This window comes from Promicromonospora aerolata (assembly GCF_042682255.1).
Classification (GTDB): Bacteria; Actinomycetota; Actinomycetes; order Actinomycetales; family Cellulomonadaceae; genus Promicromonospora; species Promicromonospora aerolata.
Genome location: NZ_JBHUHF010000001.1, coordinates 2,114,462 through 2,134,607, shown reverse-complemented (window position 1 = coordinate 2,134,607; position 20,146 = coordinate 2,114,462). Strand labels below are relative to the sequence as shown.

General features: G+C 62.9%; 11 protein-coding genes, 1 tRNA gene and 2 pseudogenes. 10 read left to right on the top strand and 4 right to left on the bottom strand.

Going from position 1 to position 20,146, the window contains the following annotated elements; translation table 11 throughout:
• Positions 1–111: 111 nt before the first annotated feature.
• The 3 genes and pseudogenes from ACFSL2_RS09650 to ACFSL2_RS09640 all read left to right on the top strand — a co-directional run.
• On the top strand, positions 112–1,080 hold the full coding sequence (locus ACFSL2_RS09650) for an NAD(P)-dependent alcohol dehydrogenase (protein ID WP_377200795.1): 969 nt from the start codon (positions 112–114) through the stop codon (positions 1,078–1,080).
• Positions 1,081–1,176: 96 nt separating this feature from the next.
• Positions 1,177–1,653, top strand: coding sequence for a DUF6326 family protein (locus ACFSL2_RS09645; protein WP_377197646.1), 477 nt, complete (start codon positions 1,177–1,179; stop codon positions 1,651–1,653).
• A gap of 10 nt (positions 1,654–1,663) precedes the next feature.
• Positions 1,664–1,755: pseudogene (locus ACFSL2_RS09640) on the top strand (transposase); the annotation flags it as partial.
• Positions 1,756–2,176: 421 nt separating this feature from the next.
• On the opposite strand, the gene ACFSL2_RS09635 reads toward ACFSL2_RS09640, so the two are convergent.
• Positions 2,177–2,752: an NUDIX hydrolase gene (locus tag ACFSL2_RS09635; protein WP_377197645.1), complete on the bottom strand. Its 576-nt coding sequence runs from the start codon at positions 2,750–2,752 to the stop codon at positions 2,177–2,179.
• 86 nt (positions 2,753–2,838) lie between these two features.
• Complete coding sequence (locus tag ACFSL2_RS09630) at positions 2,839–6,309, bottom strand: SIR2 family protein (RefSeq protein ID WP_377197644.1); 3,471 nt, start codon at positions 6,307–6,309, stop codon at positions 2,839–2,841.
• A gap of 445 nt (positions 6,310–6,754) precedes the next feature.
• Between ACFSL2_RS09630 and ACFSL2_RS09625 the strand changes: the two genes are divergently transcribed.
• From ACFSL2_RS09625 to ACFSL2_RS09615, 4 genes and pseudogenes are all read left to right on the top strand, one after another.
• Entirely contained in the window at positions 6,755–7,282 is a 528-nt protein-coding gene (locus ACFSL2_RS09625; RefSeq protein ID WP_377197643.1) for a hypothetical protein, read from the top strand.
• Between the two features lie 178 nt (positions 7,283–7,460).
• A pseudogene (locus ACFSL2_RS26825) lies at positions 7,461–7,616 on the top strand (transposase); the annotation flags it as partial.
• A gap of 588 nt (positions 7,617–8,204) precedes the next feature.
• Positions 8,205–9,728, top strand: coding sequence for a hypothetical protein (locus tag ACFSL2_RS09620; protein WP_377197642.1), 1,524 nt, complete (start codon positions 8,205–8,207; stop codon positions 9,726–9,728).
• A 487-nt stretch (positions 9,729–10,215) separates the two neighbouring features.
• A tRNA-Phe gene (locus ACFSL2_RS09615) sits at positions 10,216–10,304 on the top strand.
• A 109-nt stretch (positions 10,305–10,413) separates the two neighbouring features.
• Here ACFSL2_RS09615 and ACFSL2_RS09610 read toward each other — a convergent pair.
• Positions 10,414–14,136, bottom strand: a complete 3,723-nt coding sequence (locus ACFSL2_RS09610) for a hypothetical protein (RefSeq protein ID WP_377197641.1) — start codon at positions 14,134–14,136, stop codon at positions 10,414–10,416.
• Positions 14,137–15,870: 1,734 nt separating this feature from the next.
• On the opposite strand from ACFSL2_RS09610, the gene ACFSL2_RS09605 reads away from it, so the two are divergent.
• From ACFSL2_RS09605 to ACFSL2_RS09595, 3 genes are read left to right on the top strand one after another with little or no spacing between them, the layout of a single operon-like run.
• Positions 15,871–16,863: a TIGR04255 family protein gene (locus tag ACFSL2_RS09605; RefSeq protein ID WP_377197640.1), complete on the top strand. Its 993-nt coding sequence runs from the start codon at positions 15,871–15,873 to the stop codon at positions 16,861–16,863.
• Complete coding sequence (locus ACFSL2_RS09600) at positions 16,860–17,555, top strand: hypothetical protein (protein ID WP_377197639.1); 696 nt, start codon at positions 16,860–16,862, stop codon at positions 17,553–17,555. Before ACFSL2_RS09605 ends, ACFSL2_RS09600 begins: the two co-directional genes overlap by 4 nt.
• Positions 17,552–18,451: a hypothetical protein gene (locus tag ACFSL2_RS09595; protein WP_377197638.1), complete on the top strand. Its 900-nt coding sequence runs from the start codon at positions 17,552–17,554 to the stop codon at positions 18,449–18,451. Before ACFSL2_RS09600 ends, ACFSL2_RS09595 begins: the two co-directional genes overlap by 4 nt.
• Before the next feature lie 370 nt (positions 18,452–18,821).
• On the opposite strand, the gene ACFSL2_RS09590 is transcribed toward ACFSL2_RS09595, so the two are convergent.
• Positions 18,822–20,006: a hypothetical protein gene (locus ACFSL2_RS09590; RefSeq protein WP_377197637.1), complete on the bottom strand. Its 1,185-nt coding sequence runs from the start codon at positions 20,004–20,006 to the stop codon at positions 18,822–18,824.
• Between the last annotated feature and the right edge of the window lie 140 nt (positions 20,007–20,146).

The following is a 20,146-nucleotide window of genomic DNA, read 5'->3' as shown; positions in this document are numbered from 1 at the left end:
ACGAACCGGCGCGAACGGTTCGGACGTGAGGAGGCTTCTGTGGGAGTCGAACAGCGATCGAATGCCAGAGCGCGTCGGGTGCCGGGGGCGAGTCGGGCCTCCGTGGCGACGATGCGGGCCGCCGTCCAGCGTCGCTACGGCCCGCCCTCGGTGCTCGAGTCGTCCGAGGTCGGGTTACCGCTGCCCGGTCGAGGCGATGTGCTCGTCAAGGTGGGTGCGGCCTCGGTGCATCCTGGTGACTACTTCGTCATGACCGGTGAGCCGTACGTGGTGCGCCTGGCGTTCGGGCTCCGCCGGCCGCGCCACGGCATCCCTGGCAGGGACCTCGCCGGGGTGGTGGCAGCAGTCGGGAAAGACGTCACCGCTCTCGGCCCCGGCGACGAGGTGTTCGGCTGGAGCACCGCTGGAACGCTCGCGGAGTATGCCTGCGTCCCGGCGGACAGCCTCGTGTCCGTGCCTGCCGGCCTGTCGGTCGTGGATGCGGCAGCGGTGCCCACGTCGGCCATCGCGGCGTTGCAGGCATTGCGCGAGATCGCGGACGTTCGACCGGGCCGGACGGTGCTGGTCACGGGCGCGTCCGGCGGCGTGGGCTCCTTCGCAGTACAGATCGCCAAGGCGTTTGGCGCCGAGGTGACGGGTGTGTGCAGTACCCGCAACGTCGACCTGGTCCGGTCGCTCGGTGCCGACTACGTCGTCGACTACACGAGGACCGACTTCACCCGCACCGGGAAGCGCTACGACGTCATCCTCGACAACGTGGAAGCCCAGCCCCTGGCCGCCGTCCGCCGAGCACTGACGCCCACAGGCGTCCTGATCCCCAACAGCGGACGCGGTGGCCGCTGGCTCGGCCCCCTCGGCCGGATCGTCAAAGCGCGTGTGCTGTCCGGGTTCACCCGTCAGCAGCTGAAGCCCTTCCTGTCGGTCGAGAAGCGCCGGCACCTGCTCACCCTGGCCGACCTGCTCGCGACCAGGCAGGTCACACCCGTCATCGACCGCACGTACCCCCTCGACGAAGCAGCCGACGCCCTCGCCTACGTCGCGGGCGGCCACACCCGAGGGAAGGTCGTGATCACCGTCTGACGACCGGACGGACGAGAACGACTCAACCCATGCGTAGGCACGCCCAGGCCTGCCGCCATCCCGGCGGCGGGACCGCTCCGCTCGAAAGAGGAACCGATGACCATCCGGACGAGAACCCCGAACGTGCTCGACGACCCGCCGATCCCCGTGCGGGCCAAGCTCGCCGCCGCATGGACCAGCTTCATGTTCCTCTACATCTACGTCGACTACTTCCACCTCTACAAGCCCGGCGCCATGGACGACATCCAGGCTGGCGTCGTCTTCGAGTTCGACATCAGCCCGGCGTTGATGACCGCGTTCCTCGCGCTGATAGCGATCCCAGCCCTGATGGTGATGCTGTCCATGACGCTGCCCGCCCGGGTGAACCGCGCCACGAACCTCGTCGTGGCATCTCTGTACATCCCCGTCACGGTGTTCAACGCGGTAGGGGAGTCCTGGGACTGGGCCTCCTTCTACGGCCTCTCCATCGGAATCGAGGTGCTGATCCTGGCCTTCATCCTGCGCTTCGCCTGGACATGGTCTCGAAGCCCCGCCGTCCCAGCCGGTCCCGCATCGACGGACCTTCGACAGTAGGTGTCCGTGCAACGCGCACGCCGGTCTCGTGGAGGCCATCGTGACGAACCTGCCCGGAGCGGTCTGGCAACGCTGCCCCGCACCCGCTACGCCGCGAACCTAGGGTGGACGAGGTGGGCATCGGGGTACTCCGCTCCGGCCCCACTTGTTACCAACTCAGCGTACGTGAGGGGACGGAGTGCGCCTCCATGCCTCCGGGAGTGGAAGAGTGCAAGGCGAAAAACCTGCTGTGACGTGAGCTCTCACATGGAGAGCGGGCGACGGGAATCGAACCCGCGTAATTAGTTTGGAAGCCTTGCCGGGTGGCGATCGGATGATGCGGGCCAACCGGCCGAGAATGGCTGCTGACCTGGTCTTATTGTAATGTTGGAGTGGGTCGGCGTGGGGTCGGGACTGGCCTCTATTGGCCCTAACTAGGGCCAGATTGGCGGGAGTTGGGGCCAATAAGGGCCAGTCCCGCGAGCCCCCGTCGACGGCGGGCGCAGACGATGGCTGCGGGCTTGATCTGCGAGCCAAGGGCTCGTCATGGCGGTCGCACCTGGGTGTCCAGCCCGACTAGGACCGCAAGGAGGCCAACGAGGGTTCCAGAACCCAGCACGTCTCTGGTCTGGATGAGCCCGGCGATTTGTGTCAGGGGAACCCACTCGATCAGGGCTGCCTCTTCGGCGTCCGTCGGCTCGCCGATCTGCTCGGCGCCATGGAAGACGAAGACCTCATGCGGCGTGTCGACCATCCCGGGCATCGGCTGAAAGCCCGCGACCGGACGCCCCTCGCCACGAGGCTTCCAGCCCGTCTCCTCGACCGTCTCCCGTATAGCAGCAGCCTGCGGCGACTCGTCGTTTTCGACGATCCCACCGGGGGCATCCCAGCCAATCTGGTCCGTAGCGAACCTGTGGCGCCTCATCAGCAGCACGTGGTCGCCGGCATCATTCAAGACGATCGCGGTGGACACCGTCTGGAGCCGCACCACGTGGTGCCAGAAACGGTGGCCGTCGGGCGGTTCGATCTCCACCTGGACGAGTCGAACCCACGGGTTGTCGTAGAGCACCCGCTCCCCGAACACCTGCGTCAGCGGTACACCGGCATTGTCTTCGCTCACGTGGTCACTCTGACATGCAACTGCGCCGGCCAGATCGTCCACCTGTCTCGCCGATGGGTGACCGACAGGTTCCTTGACTCGATCGCCTATGGCAGGTCGATGCGCAGTTGGAGTGCGGCTTCTCGCAGAGCCTTCCAGCCACCGGGCAGGGCGACGAGCCGCTGCAGTTTTGGCTCCAATGCGTACGATCCCCAGAACTGCCCGGCTGTGTTCTGCATGAGGTGGATGAAGTAGCGCCCGACCGCCTCCGGCTGGGAGTCGATGAGCTCGTTGGACACAAAGCGTGAGGCGCCGGCATGCGAACTGAACCCTGAGGGTGTCGACAGGACGAGTTCCACTGCGGTTGCAAAATCTGCCGTCGGTGCGAAAGGCGCGATCGCTGCGAGTGCGTTCGACTCAACGGGCAACAGAGCGACCGGGTCACTCTGGACGCGGCGATGCCAGTACTCAGCTAGCCAATCGTTCCAGACCGCGCTTCGTCCCGGCTCATCCAGGTTTTCAAGTTCCTCTCGGATGGCTTCAATCCACCGAACCCGGTCGCCCACTTTTGCCTTGGCAGTGAGCCGTCGGACCCACGCGGCGGGCGGTGGTGTCTCGCAGCGGACTGCGATAGACGCCAGAAGTCCGGCCCAATGCCGCGCTTGGTCCTCACCGAATGGCCCCAGGCGGCGCGCGGTCTCGATCAGGCCTTCGAGTAGTCCGTTGGCAACCAGGCCGCTGTTCCATCGTGCGAAGCTCAGGACACCCCACCAGTACGGTTCAGCGACGAGCGGATCACTCCAGTCACCGAGCGGGAGGAGCTGGCTTCGGCACCAGTCGGCGTCGGCCGCGTCCAGAAAGTGCAGCCGGCCAGCCATCTGTGTCAGCGCGTAGGCGCCGCGCTGTGTCCGGTCGGTCAGGGCCTTGTCTAAGAATTCCCTGTCCTCCGGGGGCAAGCCATGCCAGTTGTCACCAGCGGCTGCCCAACGGCGCCGGAACATCTCGAACCAGAAATCCATGAGTTGCCCGGCCGGAGTGTTGATCGTCCTCGACAACCAGTCTCGTCCGCTGTCCGATTGATACAACTCGGCGGTTGCGCATGCATCCCACATTCGCTCCACGAACACGGCTGTCGCCGGCGCTTGCTCCCATTGAGCACCTTCGGTCCGGTGCGCGAACATCAAGAACTGGCCGACAGCGTGGTCCAGCGATTTGAGGTCGGCATCAGCCAGGATGTCCATGATGGCGCTGAGATCGTCGGGCTCTTTTGCGTGCCCCCATGCACTCACTACGGCCGTCTGTAGTTGCAGGTAATTGTCGATGTGCGGCCACAGTTCAAGCCCAGCGGCAGGCCGCTGCTGCACCGTATTCCGCAGCATCGTGACCGCATCCTCGCGGCTCGGGCCGCCTGAGAGGGGGTACGTCCGCTCCTCGAATCCGAGGACGAACGCGACCGCGTCCGCTGGCGATTCCCGCACTCTGTTGTCGAACTCCTCGCCGCTCATCGGCGGGTTGTCCCTGACAGTGCCGGACTCCGACCAACTGGTGATCCCTGGGTACGGCGACCCCTCGACAGCTCCCAGCTTGTCGCGGAGAGTCGTCAGCGCGCCCGTAAGCATGTCATTGCGGACCCCGCACCGCTCGAACCACTCCAACGCTGTGAAACTTTTGTACAGGTCGGACTGGTCGTCGCTCGCCGGGGCATACGCCTGCACAAGCTCGTCGACAAGCTTTGTGTCTGCGCCGGGCGCGGCGGTCTCCAAGAGGTGGAACACCTCTTGTGCGAGATCCTGGTCCAGCGTCAGGGATCGGTCCAACACGAGCCGCACCTTCGCGTTCTCGTCCAACCCGGGCGAGTTGGCAGCAACATGAACTGCGAGCCTGCGCATCAACGCATGCCTACTCTCGAGCCAGCGGTCGACGAGCTGCCGAGCTGAATTGGGTTGCGAATTCCACAACTGCACCGCGCAATCACGGACCGCATCGATGACAGCATCAATCGGGTCACGATGGCGGTCCTGTACATGCGCCTGGATCGCCGACCGCCTATGGGTCAACCCAAACGCCGAACGTTCGACCTGCGCCTCCAGGTTCAGGTGCCGCAACAATGCGCCCTCGACAACCGGGAGTACGACAGGGGCCAGGACGTCGAGCTCAGGGACGAACTTCTGCGCCCACGCGGTGTCTAGCCAGTGCAGGTGGCCCCGCGTCGCGATCCCCATTCGTGCATGACCCCAACCCTGGTGGGCTGCCAATCGTGGCTCCATCAAGTGGCCTAGGAGGGCAAGAACCAGGTCGCGGTCGGCCCAGACCCCTTCCCACTCGAGTGCGGAGTCCAGGTTGTCTGTCCAGTGCTCGGCATGCTCCTGCTCCATCAGCACCCAGACCCACCGCAACACGTGCTCCGGCCGAGTGCCGCTGAACGCATGTAGCCCGTTCGCAAGGGTGTTCCACGCGGCTGCCCCCAGCACGCCACCAGCCTCTGCGAACACCGTCCAGGCCTTCGCGCTGATCTCTTCGTTGTTGATCAGCGCGAAGTCATGCGTGAACCACAGCGCCAGTCGACTGGTGACGTCATCACCAGCATTCGACCGGTCGAACAAGCGACGGAACGGCTCCTCCTGCGCTGCCCACTCCAGCCAGAACGCATCCTTCGCATAGTCGCAGAAGAAACCCACCCGATCTGGGCGGTGAAGCGAGTCTTGCAGGTACGACTGCTCGTCTGGCGTCGGCTCTGACGCGCTCGATACAAGGTCACGGATGCGCTGCCGATGGTCCAGCAACCCCATGCCGCCAAGGTCTGCCCACTCGGTCAGGCACTTGGTCAACACGTCGTGCTCGCCGGAGGGATAGTCGAGCACCGTCACTTGAAGTCGCTTCCACATCGGATCATCCGGCTTGTCCGTCAGCACGTACCGCTTCGACTTCGAGCCCAGTCCTAGCCCCAAGTACTTCATAACCACATCGGAGTGGCTGTATCCAACGAAGAGCACGACATACTCGCGAAACATTCGCTCCAGAAACCGCGTCGCCCACGCGCCGTGGAAATACGCCCTACTGAAGTCGCGGTCTGTCACCACAAGCTGTCGCGGCTCGGCCTCCGCAGACCCATGTAGATACACGAGGCCCTCGAAGTCATCTCCTAGAGGCAACGCTGGCGCCCGGAAGACTTCTAACCCCTCACCGTGGTGGCTTCGTAGAGTCGCCTCAAGGTGAAGGTCATAGTTCGTCGTTACGACGCGGGTGGTTCCTTGCGTCGCGATAAGTGCCAGAGCGACGTGGTTCGCGTTAGGAGATGACGTCGGGACAGTCACGATGCGCTGGACCAGCCGGTGGACATCGACCCCTTCGCCCTCGTCCACCACGTCCATGAACGCGTCGAGCTGGTCCTTCCACCCGTCCGACGCAGGATCCAGCGGCGACTGCACGGTCTGAGCGACTTGCAGAGCAAGGCCCTCGAAGCTTGGCAGGCCCGAGGGCTGGCCTATGGAGATACCAGCGCCGGTGAAGATGACCAGACGACCCTCCTCATACGCCGTCAGAAGGTCCGCCGGAATCTGTACCCCGCCGAGAAGCATGACCGGAGTCTTACAGATCTCGGCCTCGATCCGATGGGCACGCGTCCGGCCCGGCGGGTGACGTCTGCCTGTTCGTGGGTGATATTGAGTCGCGCGAGACCGCGACTGGTTGGCCTGGGACAGCTCTCGCTGGAGCGCATTTCGGGCGCTTTTGTCCGTCGGTGTGGTCAAGCGTGGCGTGCTGAAGAACACCAACACCCAGGTCCTACCCTGCTACACCGAATGCAGCCCAGGTGCCGTGGCGTGGCTCACCGGCGGTTTGGGCAGAGCATTCGAGGACCACCGGGCGACGAGCACCGCCCACGGCAGATTCGAAGCCCGCGGCCAACTCCTGGCGATGCTCGAGTGTTCGGGTGATTTTCGCCAGAGTCGCGACGAGCATGCAGCGTGATCCCTGACGTCGCTACTACTGTGAGGCTCCCGATCAAGTCGAGCAGGGAGCCACATGAATCTCTTCGATGTCCAGCATAAGCTCATTGCGGATCGCGCCTCCGAAGCGTGGTATCGCATCCGTGTGGCCGGCCCTTCGTTTCACTATCGCTGGGAATTCGGGTGGGGCTCGGAAGGAAACTTCAGCAACGTCATCGGCGAGCACCACAGCCATGCAGTCTGTCGAGAGGAGCCGAGCCTCACGATGTCGTGGGGCATGGAAGTCCATCGGGAGGAGCGCAGGGATCTGTATTTCGGCTGGGCTCAGGAGTTCGTGGACAAGACTGTGCACGCGTTCTGGGTCGACTTCTTTTGGAATAACGCGCTCATCGATCGTGTCGAACTCTGCCAGATTGACGGCGGCCATGGCACTATCCCGATACCGGACGCTGGCCTCGAGGTCTCTGACTTCGAGACGGCCGTCGCGTTCCTGATCCATGATCTTGAAGACCAGCCTAACCACGACCATCCTGGCCGGTACCTGGACGGAATCGGTGCTAAGCGGGTTCGAGACCAGGACCGAGGGGGCGCTGGCTCGGCCTGACGGTCGGACATGTGACGCTAAGCCAAATGACAGATCAGCGTTGAAATGCTGGCTTGCGCTCCACTTCACGTCTGCGAGGCCTTCGAACTGGATGACGTAGACGCCAGCTGCTTTCCGGGTCTCGGCGCCAAAACAGTCCACGAAGTGATCTGGGGACTGCTGCGCGGATAGGTGGCACCTGACTTGTGGTGCCGACAGGCATCACTGGAAGGATGTTCACCGTGCGCAGACCCCACCCCAAGAGTTGCGCGAGGACGTCGTGGCCGTCGCCCCGCGTGGCGAGGCTCCGATCCGGCAGATCGCGAAAGAGTTTGGGATCAGTGAGTCCTGCCTGCGTGACTAGTTGCACGCAGTCGACGTGGGTACCTGGCAGCACAGGCACACGATCGCCGGGCACGCACGCGACGACGTAAGCGCGCGACGGACACAACGGCGCGACGGACGCGGTTGCGTGGCCAGGTAGCTAGGGCAGGCGAGCGGACAGACGGCGGGTCCCGCAGAACCGCTCGGCATCGGGTCACGCCTCTTGCAGATCGAGGTAGGAAGTGTCGAACCCCCGCCGCGTGGAAACCTCACGCAGTGGTGAAGAGACATGGAGCCGCGCCGATGGCAAGGGCTCGTCTCTCCGATATGGCGCCGTGACCAGGATGATCAGCTGGCTCATCTCATAGGCTCCTGCCACCGCCCGGGCAAGTCGGCACCAACTCCTACGGGCGGCAGCCACAGCGAGCGGAGCGGCAACCGTGTGTAGTGATCGCTCTCCTCAAATAAGGGCCTGCACGGAGGTCGACAGTGAGCGTCACCGAGGGCCTACGATGTCGCCTCTGTTCGGGTAGACCGTATCGAATCGCTTACAGGTAACTCGTGCGATCGTCGAAATTTTTTCCGACACAGTGTGGGGTCCCAAGAGTTTAGGAGGGTGATGTTGTCCATTTCCGAAAAGGTCCCGCGGGGGACCGAGCAACTATCTGGATACCTACTCGAAGAGGTTGTCGCGCATTTCCTTGCCAGCAGCGGTTACCGCCTCCTTCAGGCGGCTGATGATGGCAAGGTGCTCAAGTGGAAGGGTCACGGGCTCTGCGTCCAAGGTCGTGGGGCGTTGCACCAGGCCGATGCGCTTGGCGAACTGAAGTTCACACTCCCTTTCACTTTGCCGATTCGCCTATTCGTCGAGGCCAAGAACACTAAGAACCCGATCGGGCTTACGGTGGTCAGAAATGCGCACGGCGTCCTCCATGACGTGAACGAGAATTCTCAGGTCGGTTGGGGCGACGGTTCGCTTATCGTGCGATCCAAGCAAGTGCAGTATCGATACTCGCTGTTCTCGACGGGCGGGTTCTCGCGTGAGGCACAGGAATTCGCGTACGCGCATCAGATATCTTTGATCGACCTCTCCGGGCCGTCGTGGGGCGGATTGGCTAAAAAACTGAAACGGGGGGCAGCGCGCCTCCTGGGCACGCCTGGGCTAGAGCCCGATGTGCGCAAGCTGTCTCGTCTCGCCTTGCGCCGTGCGCTTGGCGAACTTGCTCAAGACGGCGATCTTTCTGTAACGGGCCTACCGGACGCCGAGTGGAGAGAGCTCCGTTCGTGGGCGGAGGAGCTGGCGAATGCCATTCTGCGTTCTGACGCAAATGAGGATCTCCTGCTCGGCTTTATTGACGCCCCTTTTGTGCTGGCGCTCTATCCAGTCGATTCTGGAGCTTTTCAGACATACGTTCGGCGACGTTCGCAGCCGATCAAGGTGAACATCCTCTACGAGGGAGGAATGGGGCGCGCCGGTGGCGAGTGGGTTATTACCAATCCGGGCCGTCGTGAGAGATTCCGGTTGAGATTCCTATTGCCCGGATTTCTCGAGGAGCCGTTGTTGGCGATAAATGACGGGGAAGTTCGCGACGGCGAAGCGTCTCTCAAGAACGCCTTAATGTCAACGATTGTTGTATACATTGACGGGCGTCCGGTTCGCTTCGAGTATGAGCGGGCGCTCGTCTCAGACCACGGAACTGTCCCAGAGGATGCGCACCAGGGCAGCGAACTGCGGGAGGCGCTTGGTGCGGGCGAGTATATCCTTTATGACGCTCTCGAGCTGGGGGATAGTATCGACGGTATCGAGCCCAGAAATTTCTGGTCTGAGCCGACTGTTCGCGAACTGATACGACGTCTAAATGGGCGCAATCCTGCGGTTGAGAAGGTCTTTCGGTACGCGGCTCAACATGGCGGCTCCATATCGAGAGAGGAGGTTTACGATGTCGCAGGCTTTGCGCCCGATCGAAGATTGATCGGTCTGGCTCGCCCATTGAACAGGATTCGAGAGGAGCTGATTCTCGAAGGGTCGCTTTATGATGGTGCAGCGGTACCTTTCCGGGCGCATTACGAGCAAGGTATAGCTGTGTCATATGAGGTGTCGGAGGATATTCGCGCGGTTTTGAGACCTGGGGGTAGCGCCTGAGCCAGTGTCGTTAGATACGGATGGAGGGTGGCGGACCTCTGACCGTAAGTTCGGACGTCGTTCGTGACGTCCTTGGGCCGGCGCGGCTGCCGGGGTATCACCGTCAACCGGTCTAGTAGAGGCAGGCCACGTACCCAGCCACGGATCCAGGTTGCATTAGGTCCTAGCTACCAGAGCCCGGCGAGCTCGGTGGCGGGTGGGCTCTTGGACGCCTTGGCGAGGGCTTCTACGACGACGAGGCTCAGGTCTGGATCTGGTCGGTGATGTCGCGTAGGCACTTCCACCCTGCGGGCGAGGGCGTCGACGGTGGGTCGGGTCTTGACGCGGACGACCTCGAATGCTGTGTTCAAGGCGGGCGCGGTCACGCAGCGGCTTCGAGCTCCATTGGCGGTGAGCAGCGCAGAGTGCGACCCTGAAGGTCCAACCGCACAAGTGCGGAAGGCCGGGACGCCGAGACCAGACCACACCTGCGGCTATCGCTCGGCACGGGGGGTTGGCAGAGAGGCCTAATGCGCGCGATTGAAAATCGCGTGGTGGTGTGACAGTCACCCAGGGGTTCGAATCCCCTGCCCTGCCCAAAAACGGGCTGCCGACCTTGCGCCGTAAGGCTGAGGCTTGGACTCATGCCTCAGGCGGTGGGCCGATGTCGAGCACGATGACTTCGATCTCGTACTGGGGCCGGTACTTATCCGCCTGCTCTTGGAGCATCGCGCGGAGCGCCTCGGGGTCGGGGTACCTCTTGCCCCCACGACTGCGGTCGGGCGCTCGGCGTCACCCAGTACACGATGTAGATGCCGTTGGTGAGGCCTTCCGGAGCAAGGTACTGGCCGACGAGTTGATGGTCGATTGCAGTGGGCAGCTCTCGGTTCTTCACTAACTTCGCTTCGAAGAGGACTCGAGCCAGCAATGCATGGCCCGACGTGACGGTGACATCGATCCGGGTTCCGACGCCTTTTGGTCCATCACGTCGGACCTGCACTTCTCGGTCTACCACCACGTGAGGGCTAAGCCGAAGTGCAAGGTCACGCTTGAGCCAGTCCGAGATGTCATCTTCACCCTTCGGAGAGGGTGCCGTGTTGTAGGGCTCGTTCCACAGGATTCTGTAGTCGGATTTCTGACGTAAGTCATGTTGTATCTTCTCGAGTTGCTCCAGCAGCACGCGCGAAAGATCCGCTGAGTTGCGCACGAGCCGGGCGTCATTTTCTTCGAGGAGCTGGAAGATCGTCGGTGCTGGAGTCGGCCGCCACCGTTGGCGGGCCTCCTGGCCACGGGCTTCACGCAGGAAGTGGTCGATCTGTTCGACGTCGGCAGAGTCCCGACCGACTCGCAGAGACGCAAGCGCGCCGGCCAGACCACGTTCAGCCAAACCCTGGAGCACCGCAAAGCGGACGCGCCGTGCTTCGGAGTGGTCCGTGATCTCGAAGTGCTCGTCATCACGAGGTGGGTCGTCTGCGAACGGCATCGCATCGAGAAGGGCGCCAGCGAGGTCGCTGAGGCGCGTGTCGTCGAGCTGTTTGGCATCGAGGTGTCGCAAGATTCTCGCCTCTGGGAGAGTCTCAACACTCAGTCGTGTAGGGAGGATCGCCTCTGGTGAAAGTCGCGCAAGAATCATTTGAGCCCTGAGCGGCGCATCAGGTGTCCGATTAATGTCAGAGGCTGTCGCGAGAGCCCGCTCGGGGGCATGCGACTCAAGGAGGCTGAGCGCCGTATCGCGCCTAGCACTGGATTCCTCCGGATCGCTGGCGATCTCAGCAAGGACGACATGAAGGCTGACATCGGACAGGTCGACGAGCGGGTGGCTGGTGTAGAAGGAGTCGCTCGAGGACCGTACCCAGCTCTGTATCGTCTCGCCGATCAGCGTGCGAGCCTGGTCTGGAGCGGCCTTGATGAGAAGTTGCCCCCATGAGCCAGAGTTGCCGAACCAAGGCTTCTTTACGAGTACGGCGACCCACGGCTCCCAAATCCGCGGGGGTAGCAAGGCGAGGTCTTCGGGGGTGTGCAGTGCTGCCGTCGCGAACACGAACGCACCAGTCCAGTCGGGCAGTACCGTGTTGGGTGCGTACCTCGTGGAACTCGACCAGCGATCCGGCTCGGGTTTGTGGAGAGTGACGAACCGCAGTGCAAGACGCTGGAACTCCACTTGTTCGTCGGGCGTGAGTGTCGACCAAAGCGGTCGCTTCGTCAGGTCCCATTCCGTGATCGCGCGGTGCCCGCGGTCGTCGGCCGCCAAGGCCTTCGCCGCCATCCAGAAGGTTGTCGGGTCCTCCGCTGCTGCGCTCATCGCGCTCCGGAGTTCCGAAAGTTGTTGAGCCTTTCTGGTCGCGATGACTTGCTTGCGCTCGGCCCACCGGTCCTTAGGTCGAGCGTCGATCGAGCAGGACCCGCGGAAGCGGGCGAGGGCGTCGAAAACTGGATGGCCCGCCCTAATCTCAAGGATCTGGTTTGCCATCCGTGCATCGTCGACCTGGCTCGCGAACTGGTCCAGGATCGCTCGTGCTGGCTCCGCATTTCCGAGGGGAGTTTGCTCCATCCGACTGAGCAACCACGAGAGGTCCGCTGGGCCGAGGAGGCGAGTGTGGAGCACGGCCAGCCAGGCGTCCCGGTGGCCGAAGAGAGCGCTTTCCGCGACTACTAGACGTTTGTGGTCGTCGTCTCCTGCTTCCCACGGCAATGCGCGCAGGCTGGATCGGTCAAGCCAGAGATCGGCCCGTTCGCTCCCAAGTACCGCTCCAAGGTCGCTGAGAATTTGCTCGTCGCCTACCTCCCAGACCCTGGCGATCAGTTTCTCTGCGAGGTCTCTGTAGTCATCGTCCGGACGCTGCTCGGCCGCGTCGATCTGCGATCGGAGCAACTGCAGTGCTTCCTGGGCGTTGAAATGAGTGGGCAACTCGTCGAGAAGCATCGCGTAGTCGCCGTAGAAGGACGTCCGGCGACGAGGCCGCAGCACAGCCTCAATCTGGTCGACACTGATTGGAAGTCGAAGCATCGCGCGGAGGGAAGCGGCTAGGAGCTCATCATTCGGGTCGTCTGTCTCGTCCAATGTCAAGAACGCTTCGAGCTCGACCATCCGGTCGACCGGAGCAATGTCAGAGAAGGAACGGACCGCGTCGGCACGAATGAAGTCGGGCCACTTTGTGTCGCGTGCTGCGGCGAGGAGATCATCGGCCACCTCGTATACCGCACAGTGGCGTGCGATCCGCGCGATCCAGAAAATCTCCCAGAAGTGGACAGGACGCGCGGCTGCCTGTTGCAGTTGGCCCGCCAGACCAGGGTGGGCAAGGACCGCAGTGTTTGCAGTCCAACTGCCGGCGACTGATCCCGTTGAGGCGCCGCAAAGCAGCGACTGGACGATTTCAGCACGAACCTGGTTGGCGGCTAGCTCGAGTCCGGCAGTTCCGAGCAGGGACTCGGCGTTGTCGGCGACGAGCCCTGGTGGCAGCGTCGTGCTGAAGGTGGTCATCCAGCCGAGCACTTCGATCATCGGGCCGGGGACCAACCCGTTGGTATCTGCTCCAAGGAGCGAGAGCAGTCGGGGGCCTGAGACGTTCTTTCGTGCCAGGTAGCTGGCCGTTAAGAACTCCGCGTAGGACTGATGCGTGAACGCGATGCCTCCGTCACCAGCGGCGACGAAGAGGGCGGTGCCCAGCACCTCCTTGACGTCGTCGAGCGTCACGGGTGCGCCGGGGATGTCGAGATCGTGGCCCACTGGAATCTCTGGAACTAGGAGGGACGTCGTATCGCTTCCAGACGTGTCGGGCGTTCCGGGGGACGCTACGTATGAACGCTCCGAGTTGCCGAGGATGAAACGTCCGACGCTGCCGGCGAGGACGATCGTTGCGAGCCGCTCAGCGATCCCCCACAGCCGCTCGTAGGGCTGTCTCAGGGCGCGAAGATCACCCCGCTCTTCTAGCAACCCTCGGATTGTGTGCCGCATGGACTCGGAGCGGTTCGTTGGCAGTTCTCCTGTGGCTCGCCACCGGTCGAACAGTAGTCGGGCGGTCTGCGGCTGTGCGAGCTGCCGGCCTATGTGTGCTTGTCTGACAGCTTCCGAGAAGTGCTGGTAGTCGCCGCCAGCCAGGACCTCCACCGCATCACGATCCAGCGGCAGCAGCTCGAACTGATCGAAGGACGTCAACTGCGCAGGGACGAGGCGGGCAAGGTCAGCAGTCCACGAGGCTGGCCTGCAGGCCAGCCGCCATGACACTCCGACGGCTCTAAGTTCCCTGAAGACGTCGAGCAGTTGGCGGTCGAGGAATGGATGTACAGGGAGGGCCTCGTCAAGAGCGTCAAGGTAGACGATTCGGACACCGCTCTGAACCATCTCACGGAGCCGGTTCAGAGCCTTCTCCGGTTGCCACCTCAGGTCTACCGATTCGCTTCCCGGCTCTCGATGACGGAGGCCTTCCATGAGTGTCGTCTTCCCGGAACCGCCCGGAGCAAGTAGAACGAAGGACCGTTCAGTCCCGATCAGCGAGTCGGCTGGAAGGACTTGAGGCCCTTGGTACGAGTCCCGCGTCACGGACTCGCGATCGAGCAACCCGTCGCGCGTGCGCGGTATCTGCCGTATCTGCCCGTCCTTCCATCTTTCGGGGATCGCCACCCACCTGTGCTCCGGGCCGATCGTGCGGGGGCCCTGCGGCCCCCCGTTATGCACCTGATCCTCCACAGAGAGGCCGGTGCTTGCGGCAACCCCGCGCTGTCATTCGCTGGGACTCGTCAAACTGCCTTCGAGCGCCGTGGCCATTGCCGCGACTTCCCTCGGTGCTGTCGTCAGGTCCTCGACGATCGCGGGGGAATATCTCGGGCGCGGGCGAATTGTCGACGTCTCCGGGCGGTTGGTCATGCAGCAACGCGAAGTCGAGCCACACCTGGTCTCGTGGCACGAGCTCGTCGTGCTCGCACAACTTGAGTACGTCCGCCTCGACACGCGGCTCGCTGGCTGTACATGCCTCGACGAGGTGGTTGGGGCGCGCCCGCGTCAGCGGGTGCCACTTGAGCGTGAAGTGCCGGTTCGGGCGTAGGTCGCGGACCCGTGGCCAGAACGTCGATGCTGGCTTTTCAAGCTGGGCGTCGATCACGGCTGGGGTGCGCTGCTCAGCGTGGGGACGGAAGGCATCGTCGCCTGGTGGCATGCGCTCCATCGTAGTAAGAAGTATCAGGTTCGACGGCTGTAGCGCAGGTTGCACAGGGCGAAGTTCGCGTCCAGGACCAGAGCAAGCAGGAGCCGGTCACGCCGCAGGACCAGGAGCAGGCTCAGGCCCGCAGCCTGCTACCGCCGGTTCCCGACAGTGCTCGCCGCGTAGCACCAGGCCCGGAGGCCGTCATCCCCGTGCCAGGGGAGGCCGGTTCGCATACCCCGGGAAGGTCGCGCGCCACCCCGGAGGGATCCCACAGCCTCGTCCGGTACTTGGCAGCACGAGCACACGGCCGGCAAGCACGCGACGACGAGGCACGAGCACGCGACGACGCACACGGGCGAGTGACGAGGCCGCGTGGTTAGGGCAGTCGAGCGGATGGACAGAGGGTCCCGCGGACCGTTTCGACAAAGGCCACACACCTAATGCACAAGCAATGAGTGGTTCCGTCCGTACGAAACGATTGGGGTGGGCAAATGGGCGTCGACAAGAGTTCTGCCGAGCTGGGTGACTGCAGGTCTCGCACACCCACCGAGCACCGGTCCGCCGGCTATCGCGTGGGCGCCTCGGGCGTGTGCCCCCGATGCGGAGACCAGATCCCGGTAAGGACGACGGGGAGGCCAGCGAGATGGTGCTCGAAACGGTGTCGGCGCGCTGCGTACGAAGAACGCCGGGCCGCAGTCGCAGGGTCCATCGCTCTCGAGGTGGTGGAGACCGTCACGACGACCGAGCACGGGCTCGATGAGTGCGTCAGGCGAGTGCAGGCTTCTCCCGTAGCGGTGCGCAAGGTCCTCACTCACCTGACAAAGTTGCTGGCAGAGGACGGTCTGCGTGACCCGAAGTGGACATCGACGATGGACGCTGCAGTAGTACTCGCGCGTGCGGTGCGTACCGGAGGTCGAACCTCCGACCGCTTTCCTCCGCGGGGCCACGTCAAGCCAAGTGGGTAGAGCCTCAGCGCGATGCCGGCGTCTTCACACGGTCTTGAAGGCCGGCAGGAGGCCCACATGTCACCCGTGCAGTGGTCGTACGGCCATCACGCCGGAGTGAGCGATGAACCAAGCAAGGCCGCACAGCGCCAGTGCACGTTGGCCGCCAGCGAAAACTTGTGTCAGCCTCTCGCCCTACCCTCGGTGGTGCAACTAGAGTGCAAGTTCAAGCACGAGAGAGGTGACAAGGTGACGATGCCTGCTGCAGACGAAGGCCGCAGGTTCCTCCTGGATGATTCACCGCTCGAGCTCGCCGTGTTCGAGGTGCGGTTCCCCGCGCACACCGATCAGGTGACCGTCGAGGAGGGACTCAAGATCCGCGACTCGATCGCGGCTCTTGTCGGCGTCGGGTTTCCGACTGTCGACCCGGCGCAATCTCATGAGGTCATGTTGACGCTTGGTCCCGATGGGGCAACTCAACAGGGGACCTCAATAGAAGGCGTGCAGATTAGCGACCCAGAACGCGGACATGTGATCTCTGTGTTTCCTGGGCAGCTTGCTGTGCAGGTGCAAGTTTATGGGCGGTGGAGCGTGACGCTGAAACCGCTCATCAGTGCGGCGCTAACGGCCCTGGATCAGGCGCTGTCTCCGCCCGCGGTCACGCGCGTTGGATTGCGCTATGTCAACAGGTTCAGGAACCATTTGGCTCACGATCCGCAATTCTGGGGAGGCAGGATCGAGCCCAGTCTCGCGGGACCGATCGTGGCAGGACCTTTTGCAAGCCAAGTTTCGAGGACTCAGCACCAGATTGAACTACAACTTGGCGGCGACCTTGGCGCGACGATCCGTCATGGCCTTCTTCCCGAGCCGGCGCCGCGTGGGACTTACAGCTATCTGCTCGATATCGATGTCTATGTGTCGCGGACAGAGCCGTTCGATGCAATTCCCGTGCTAGACACCGCAGAACTGCTGAACCGCAGCGCGGCTGAGGTCTTTAGGCGAACGATGCGCCCCGAATTTGCTAACGAGCTTGGCATGCATGGCGTACCGGAGGGAGGTGTGACGCCGTGACTGTCCTTGCTGTTCCTCCTCGCCCGGCGACAGGTGGCTCGGTCGTCGCTGAATTCCCGGCGGGTGTTCCATCTCATCGTCACACAGGTGTTCGCTACGCCCGGGTCGCGGATCCAGCCATCGGCTGCGTACTCCTGGACTTTGAGATCACTTTCTCGCTAGTGAGCCCTGAGACCAGGGTCTTCACTCAGGCCATTCAGGAAAACGTGCACGAGGAATTCGCGAATGGGCGATCATCGGTGGTGGGCACCATCGAACGTCTCAGCGCACTCCTTGGAGTCCCTGTGAAAGACGTGTTGGCGGGTGCCAAGATCCGCAAGCGCACCTTCCAATACTGGAAGAGGAACCCAGGAACACGTCCGCGTCTAGAATCGCAGGGTGAGGTTTGGGCGCTCGCCCAAGGAATTGAGGTCCTCCAAGAACATCTCGGCGAAGGCCTGGCTCACTGGATGGCGCAGTCACCCCGCCGCGACATGCTGCGACAGGGGCGCTATGACGAACTCGTTCAGCTCGCGACTACTCCACAGGGTCTCGACGAAGAGCTCGCGCGTAGAGAGCGCGCGCGGTACGTCGGTGATGGGGACGCCGCCGAAGTGTTCTTAAGCCCGCCATCACATCCAACCGTGCGGACGCCACCGACCCGGGCGAGGGTGGCGAAGCGAGCTCAAGTTCGTGGGTCGGAGGGCATGTGAGCAACCAGACCGGTCCCGAACAGGCCGCCCTAGCTAAGTACGTGCCCGACTCATGGGGAGAACTCAAGCAGCCGCTCGACATCTGGAAGCAGGGGGACCTGCTCGGTCCGATCCCCTGGGGCTGGGTGGCGCCTTCTGGGATCGATCCAGTAACGAACCTTGAGGTCGACGCCGAAGAAGCTTTCACCCTCACACTGGCAACAGACGACACCACCGTCATCGTCACCTCGCAGACGTGCGACGTACTAGCGACTGGCCCTGGCGCGCGTCATCCGTTCGTGCAAGTGAGCCCTGCGGTGGAGGCGACTGGGATGGATCCAAGCAAGTTGGTTGCGGTTCGCCGCTGGGAGACTGTGGATCTCGTCCTCCTTGATCCGCCAGACGATAAGGAGGGTGTTTGGATCGCAGACCTACGGGTAAGTGTGCCGGTCAGCAAGGCCGTTCTTTCACAGTTCGCCCCACGTCCGGGATTCCGAACTGAACAAGGGTTCCTGGACTTCGCTGCCCACCTGGCGGCGAAGGTCGAACGGCCGGCCTTGCATGACTTCGTCACCGTGCAAGCTCGCAAGATCATCCAAGACGCCATTGGTGAAGCTGGAACCGAGGACACTGATTGGTGGACGGAGGTCGACGAGGTGCGAGTGCGTTGTACTCCTACACGTCTCACTCCGAAGGAGCTGGAGTTCCTCGTCATCGCGCGGGGTGACAGGCTCTCGTCGCGTAGTCGCAACGAGTGGCGGAGGACCATCGGCCGCGTCAAGAAAGCAGGCAAGCCGCACGGTATCGAGGTGATGCACCCGATTCACTTCCAGCGTCGGACGTTGCTAGCTCAAGATTACAGGTCGTCAAGCGCGGTTGATATCAAAGGTCTGCGGCGCGTACCGGACATCCACTAAAAGGCGGGCGAATGGTCGGAAGGCCACCGGCTGTCGACGCCAGAAAAGAGGGGCACGGCATGTGTCGCTGACGCGGAGGGGCTGTCGGCCTTGGCTTGGGCACCGCCCGAAGAGCGCTCGCCAGCATCAGGACCGGATCGAAGGACGGACCAGTGACTGTCCCCACCTACTGGATCCCCGCCGAGAGCCGTGCCGGTTGTTGTCATGTGAAGACCGTACGACCAGCCACCGACACTGCCGATCCGCAGGTCTGAGCACGCCCGACGAGGACGAGTAATGCTTCATGCACCCAATGAATTCGGGCCCCGTCGCGCAGCGTGTCCTCTGCGGTGTCTTGCGGCGGCATTGCAACCGCAACATTCGGTTGCCGTTACGGAAGGGTCCCTGATTTCATCAATTCTGTCAAAGTCGGAAAGGCGGACTTGGGTCGGTGTAGGCGTGATTGCGCTTGCCTTATCAGGGCAGTGAAACCGCGCTCACCAACCACCGCGTCGGCATACCCGGCAGCGTGTACCAGATAGAAGATGTCTGCCAGGTCGTTGGGGTGCCACTTGGACCCATGGTTGAGCATCTTGAGGGTCATGACCTCGCGAGCGAGTCCAAGAGCCGGCAGCGCACCGATTGAGTCGCGTGACAACTTCGTTAGCCAGCGTCGAAAATCGTCTGAGCTAATGCCCATCGAGCGCGCGGCATGAGGCAGAGCATCGCCGAGATCTACGACGAACGCGCCATGGAGAGCAAGTTCGGTGAGGTGCCTCGGCTTTTCGGTCTCGGCAATATGGTCTGCGAGCTCTTGCCAGCGTTGAGCCCAGTCGTGAGGATCTGAACGTTTCAACGGCTGGTCATCAAGGATGACAGAGAACGCACTGAGCACAGCGACGATCGCTTCCCCCATGAGCGCGAAGTCCGCCGGCATCCCCGAACCATCGAAGCCGTCGTGCATGTCACGTCCGCTCATCGTGGCACCAGGCGCAAGAGTCCAGACATCCAACGGTGTCGCGTGCTTCGGCGGAGCCAATGGTGCCAGCGCCAGGTCAAGCTCTCTGGCACGCAACACAAGAGGATCGATCATCTGCCAGCCGCGACTCAGCTCAGCGATAGTCAGTGCTAACTGATACCGGCGGTCCGGGTTGGACCAGTGTGAAGTTTCGCCGAGATGACCCGTCGAGTAGGGAAGAATCACTTGCTGATCCCGGGCAAGTCCGATCAGCCATTGTGCCGCGGCGAGTTCGTCGGCGCGGAGAGACTTGGGCTGCGTCCCTGCGCGTGCGAGCTTCGACCATGCCTGTTGATCCAGGTAGACGACCGGTCTTCCTCCCAACGGGGCCATGTCACCGACGGTCGGAAGCTCGACCGAGAAGTGGTCACCTCGGATCGTGCGCACCAGCACGGCCGGCACGTCTGGTATCAGGCAAGTCCAGGTGATCGCCGATTTAACCTGCTTAGTAGGCATGGGAACTGCTACGTGGATGCCATCGGAACGGTAGATCTTGCCGATACCCGCGACATGGTCGATCTCCATGGCTACGATCTGGTGCTGCTCGGCGTCAGCCACGCCATCGCTCGGATCTCTAGGCGGCCGCGGTTCCACGAAGTGACCGTATACCGATAGAGCACGCTCGTGGCGGTCTCCACCGACCCCGCAGGGTGGCGTCGGTGCAGCAAGCCTTCACGTCGCGGAAATCGCACCTGACT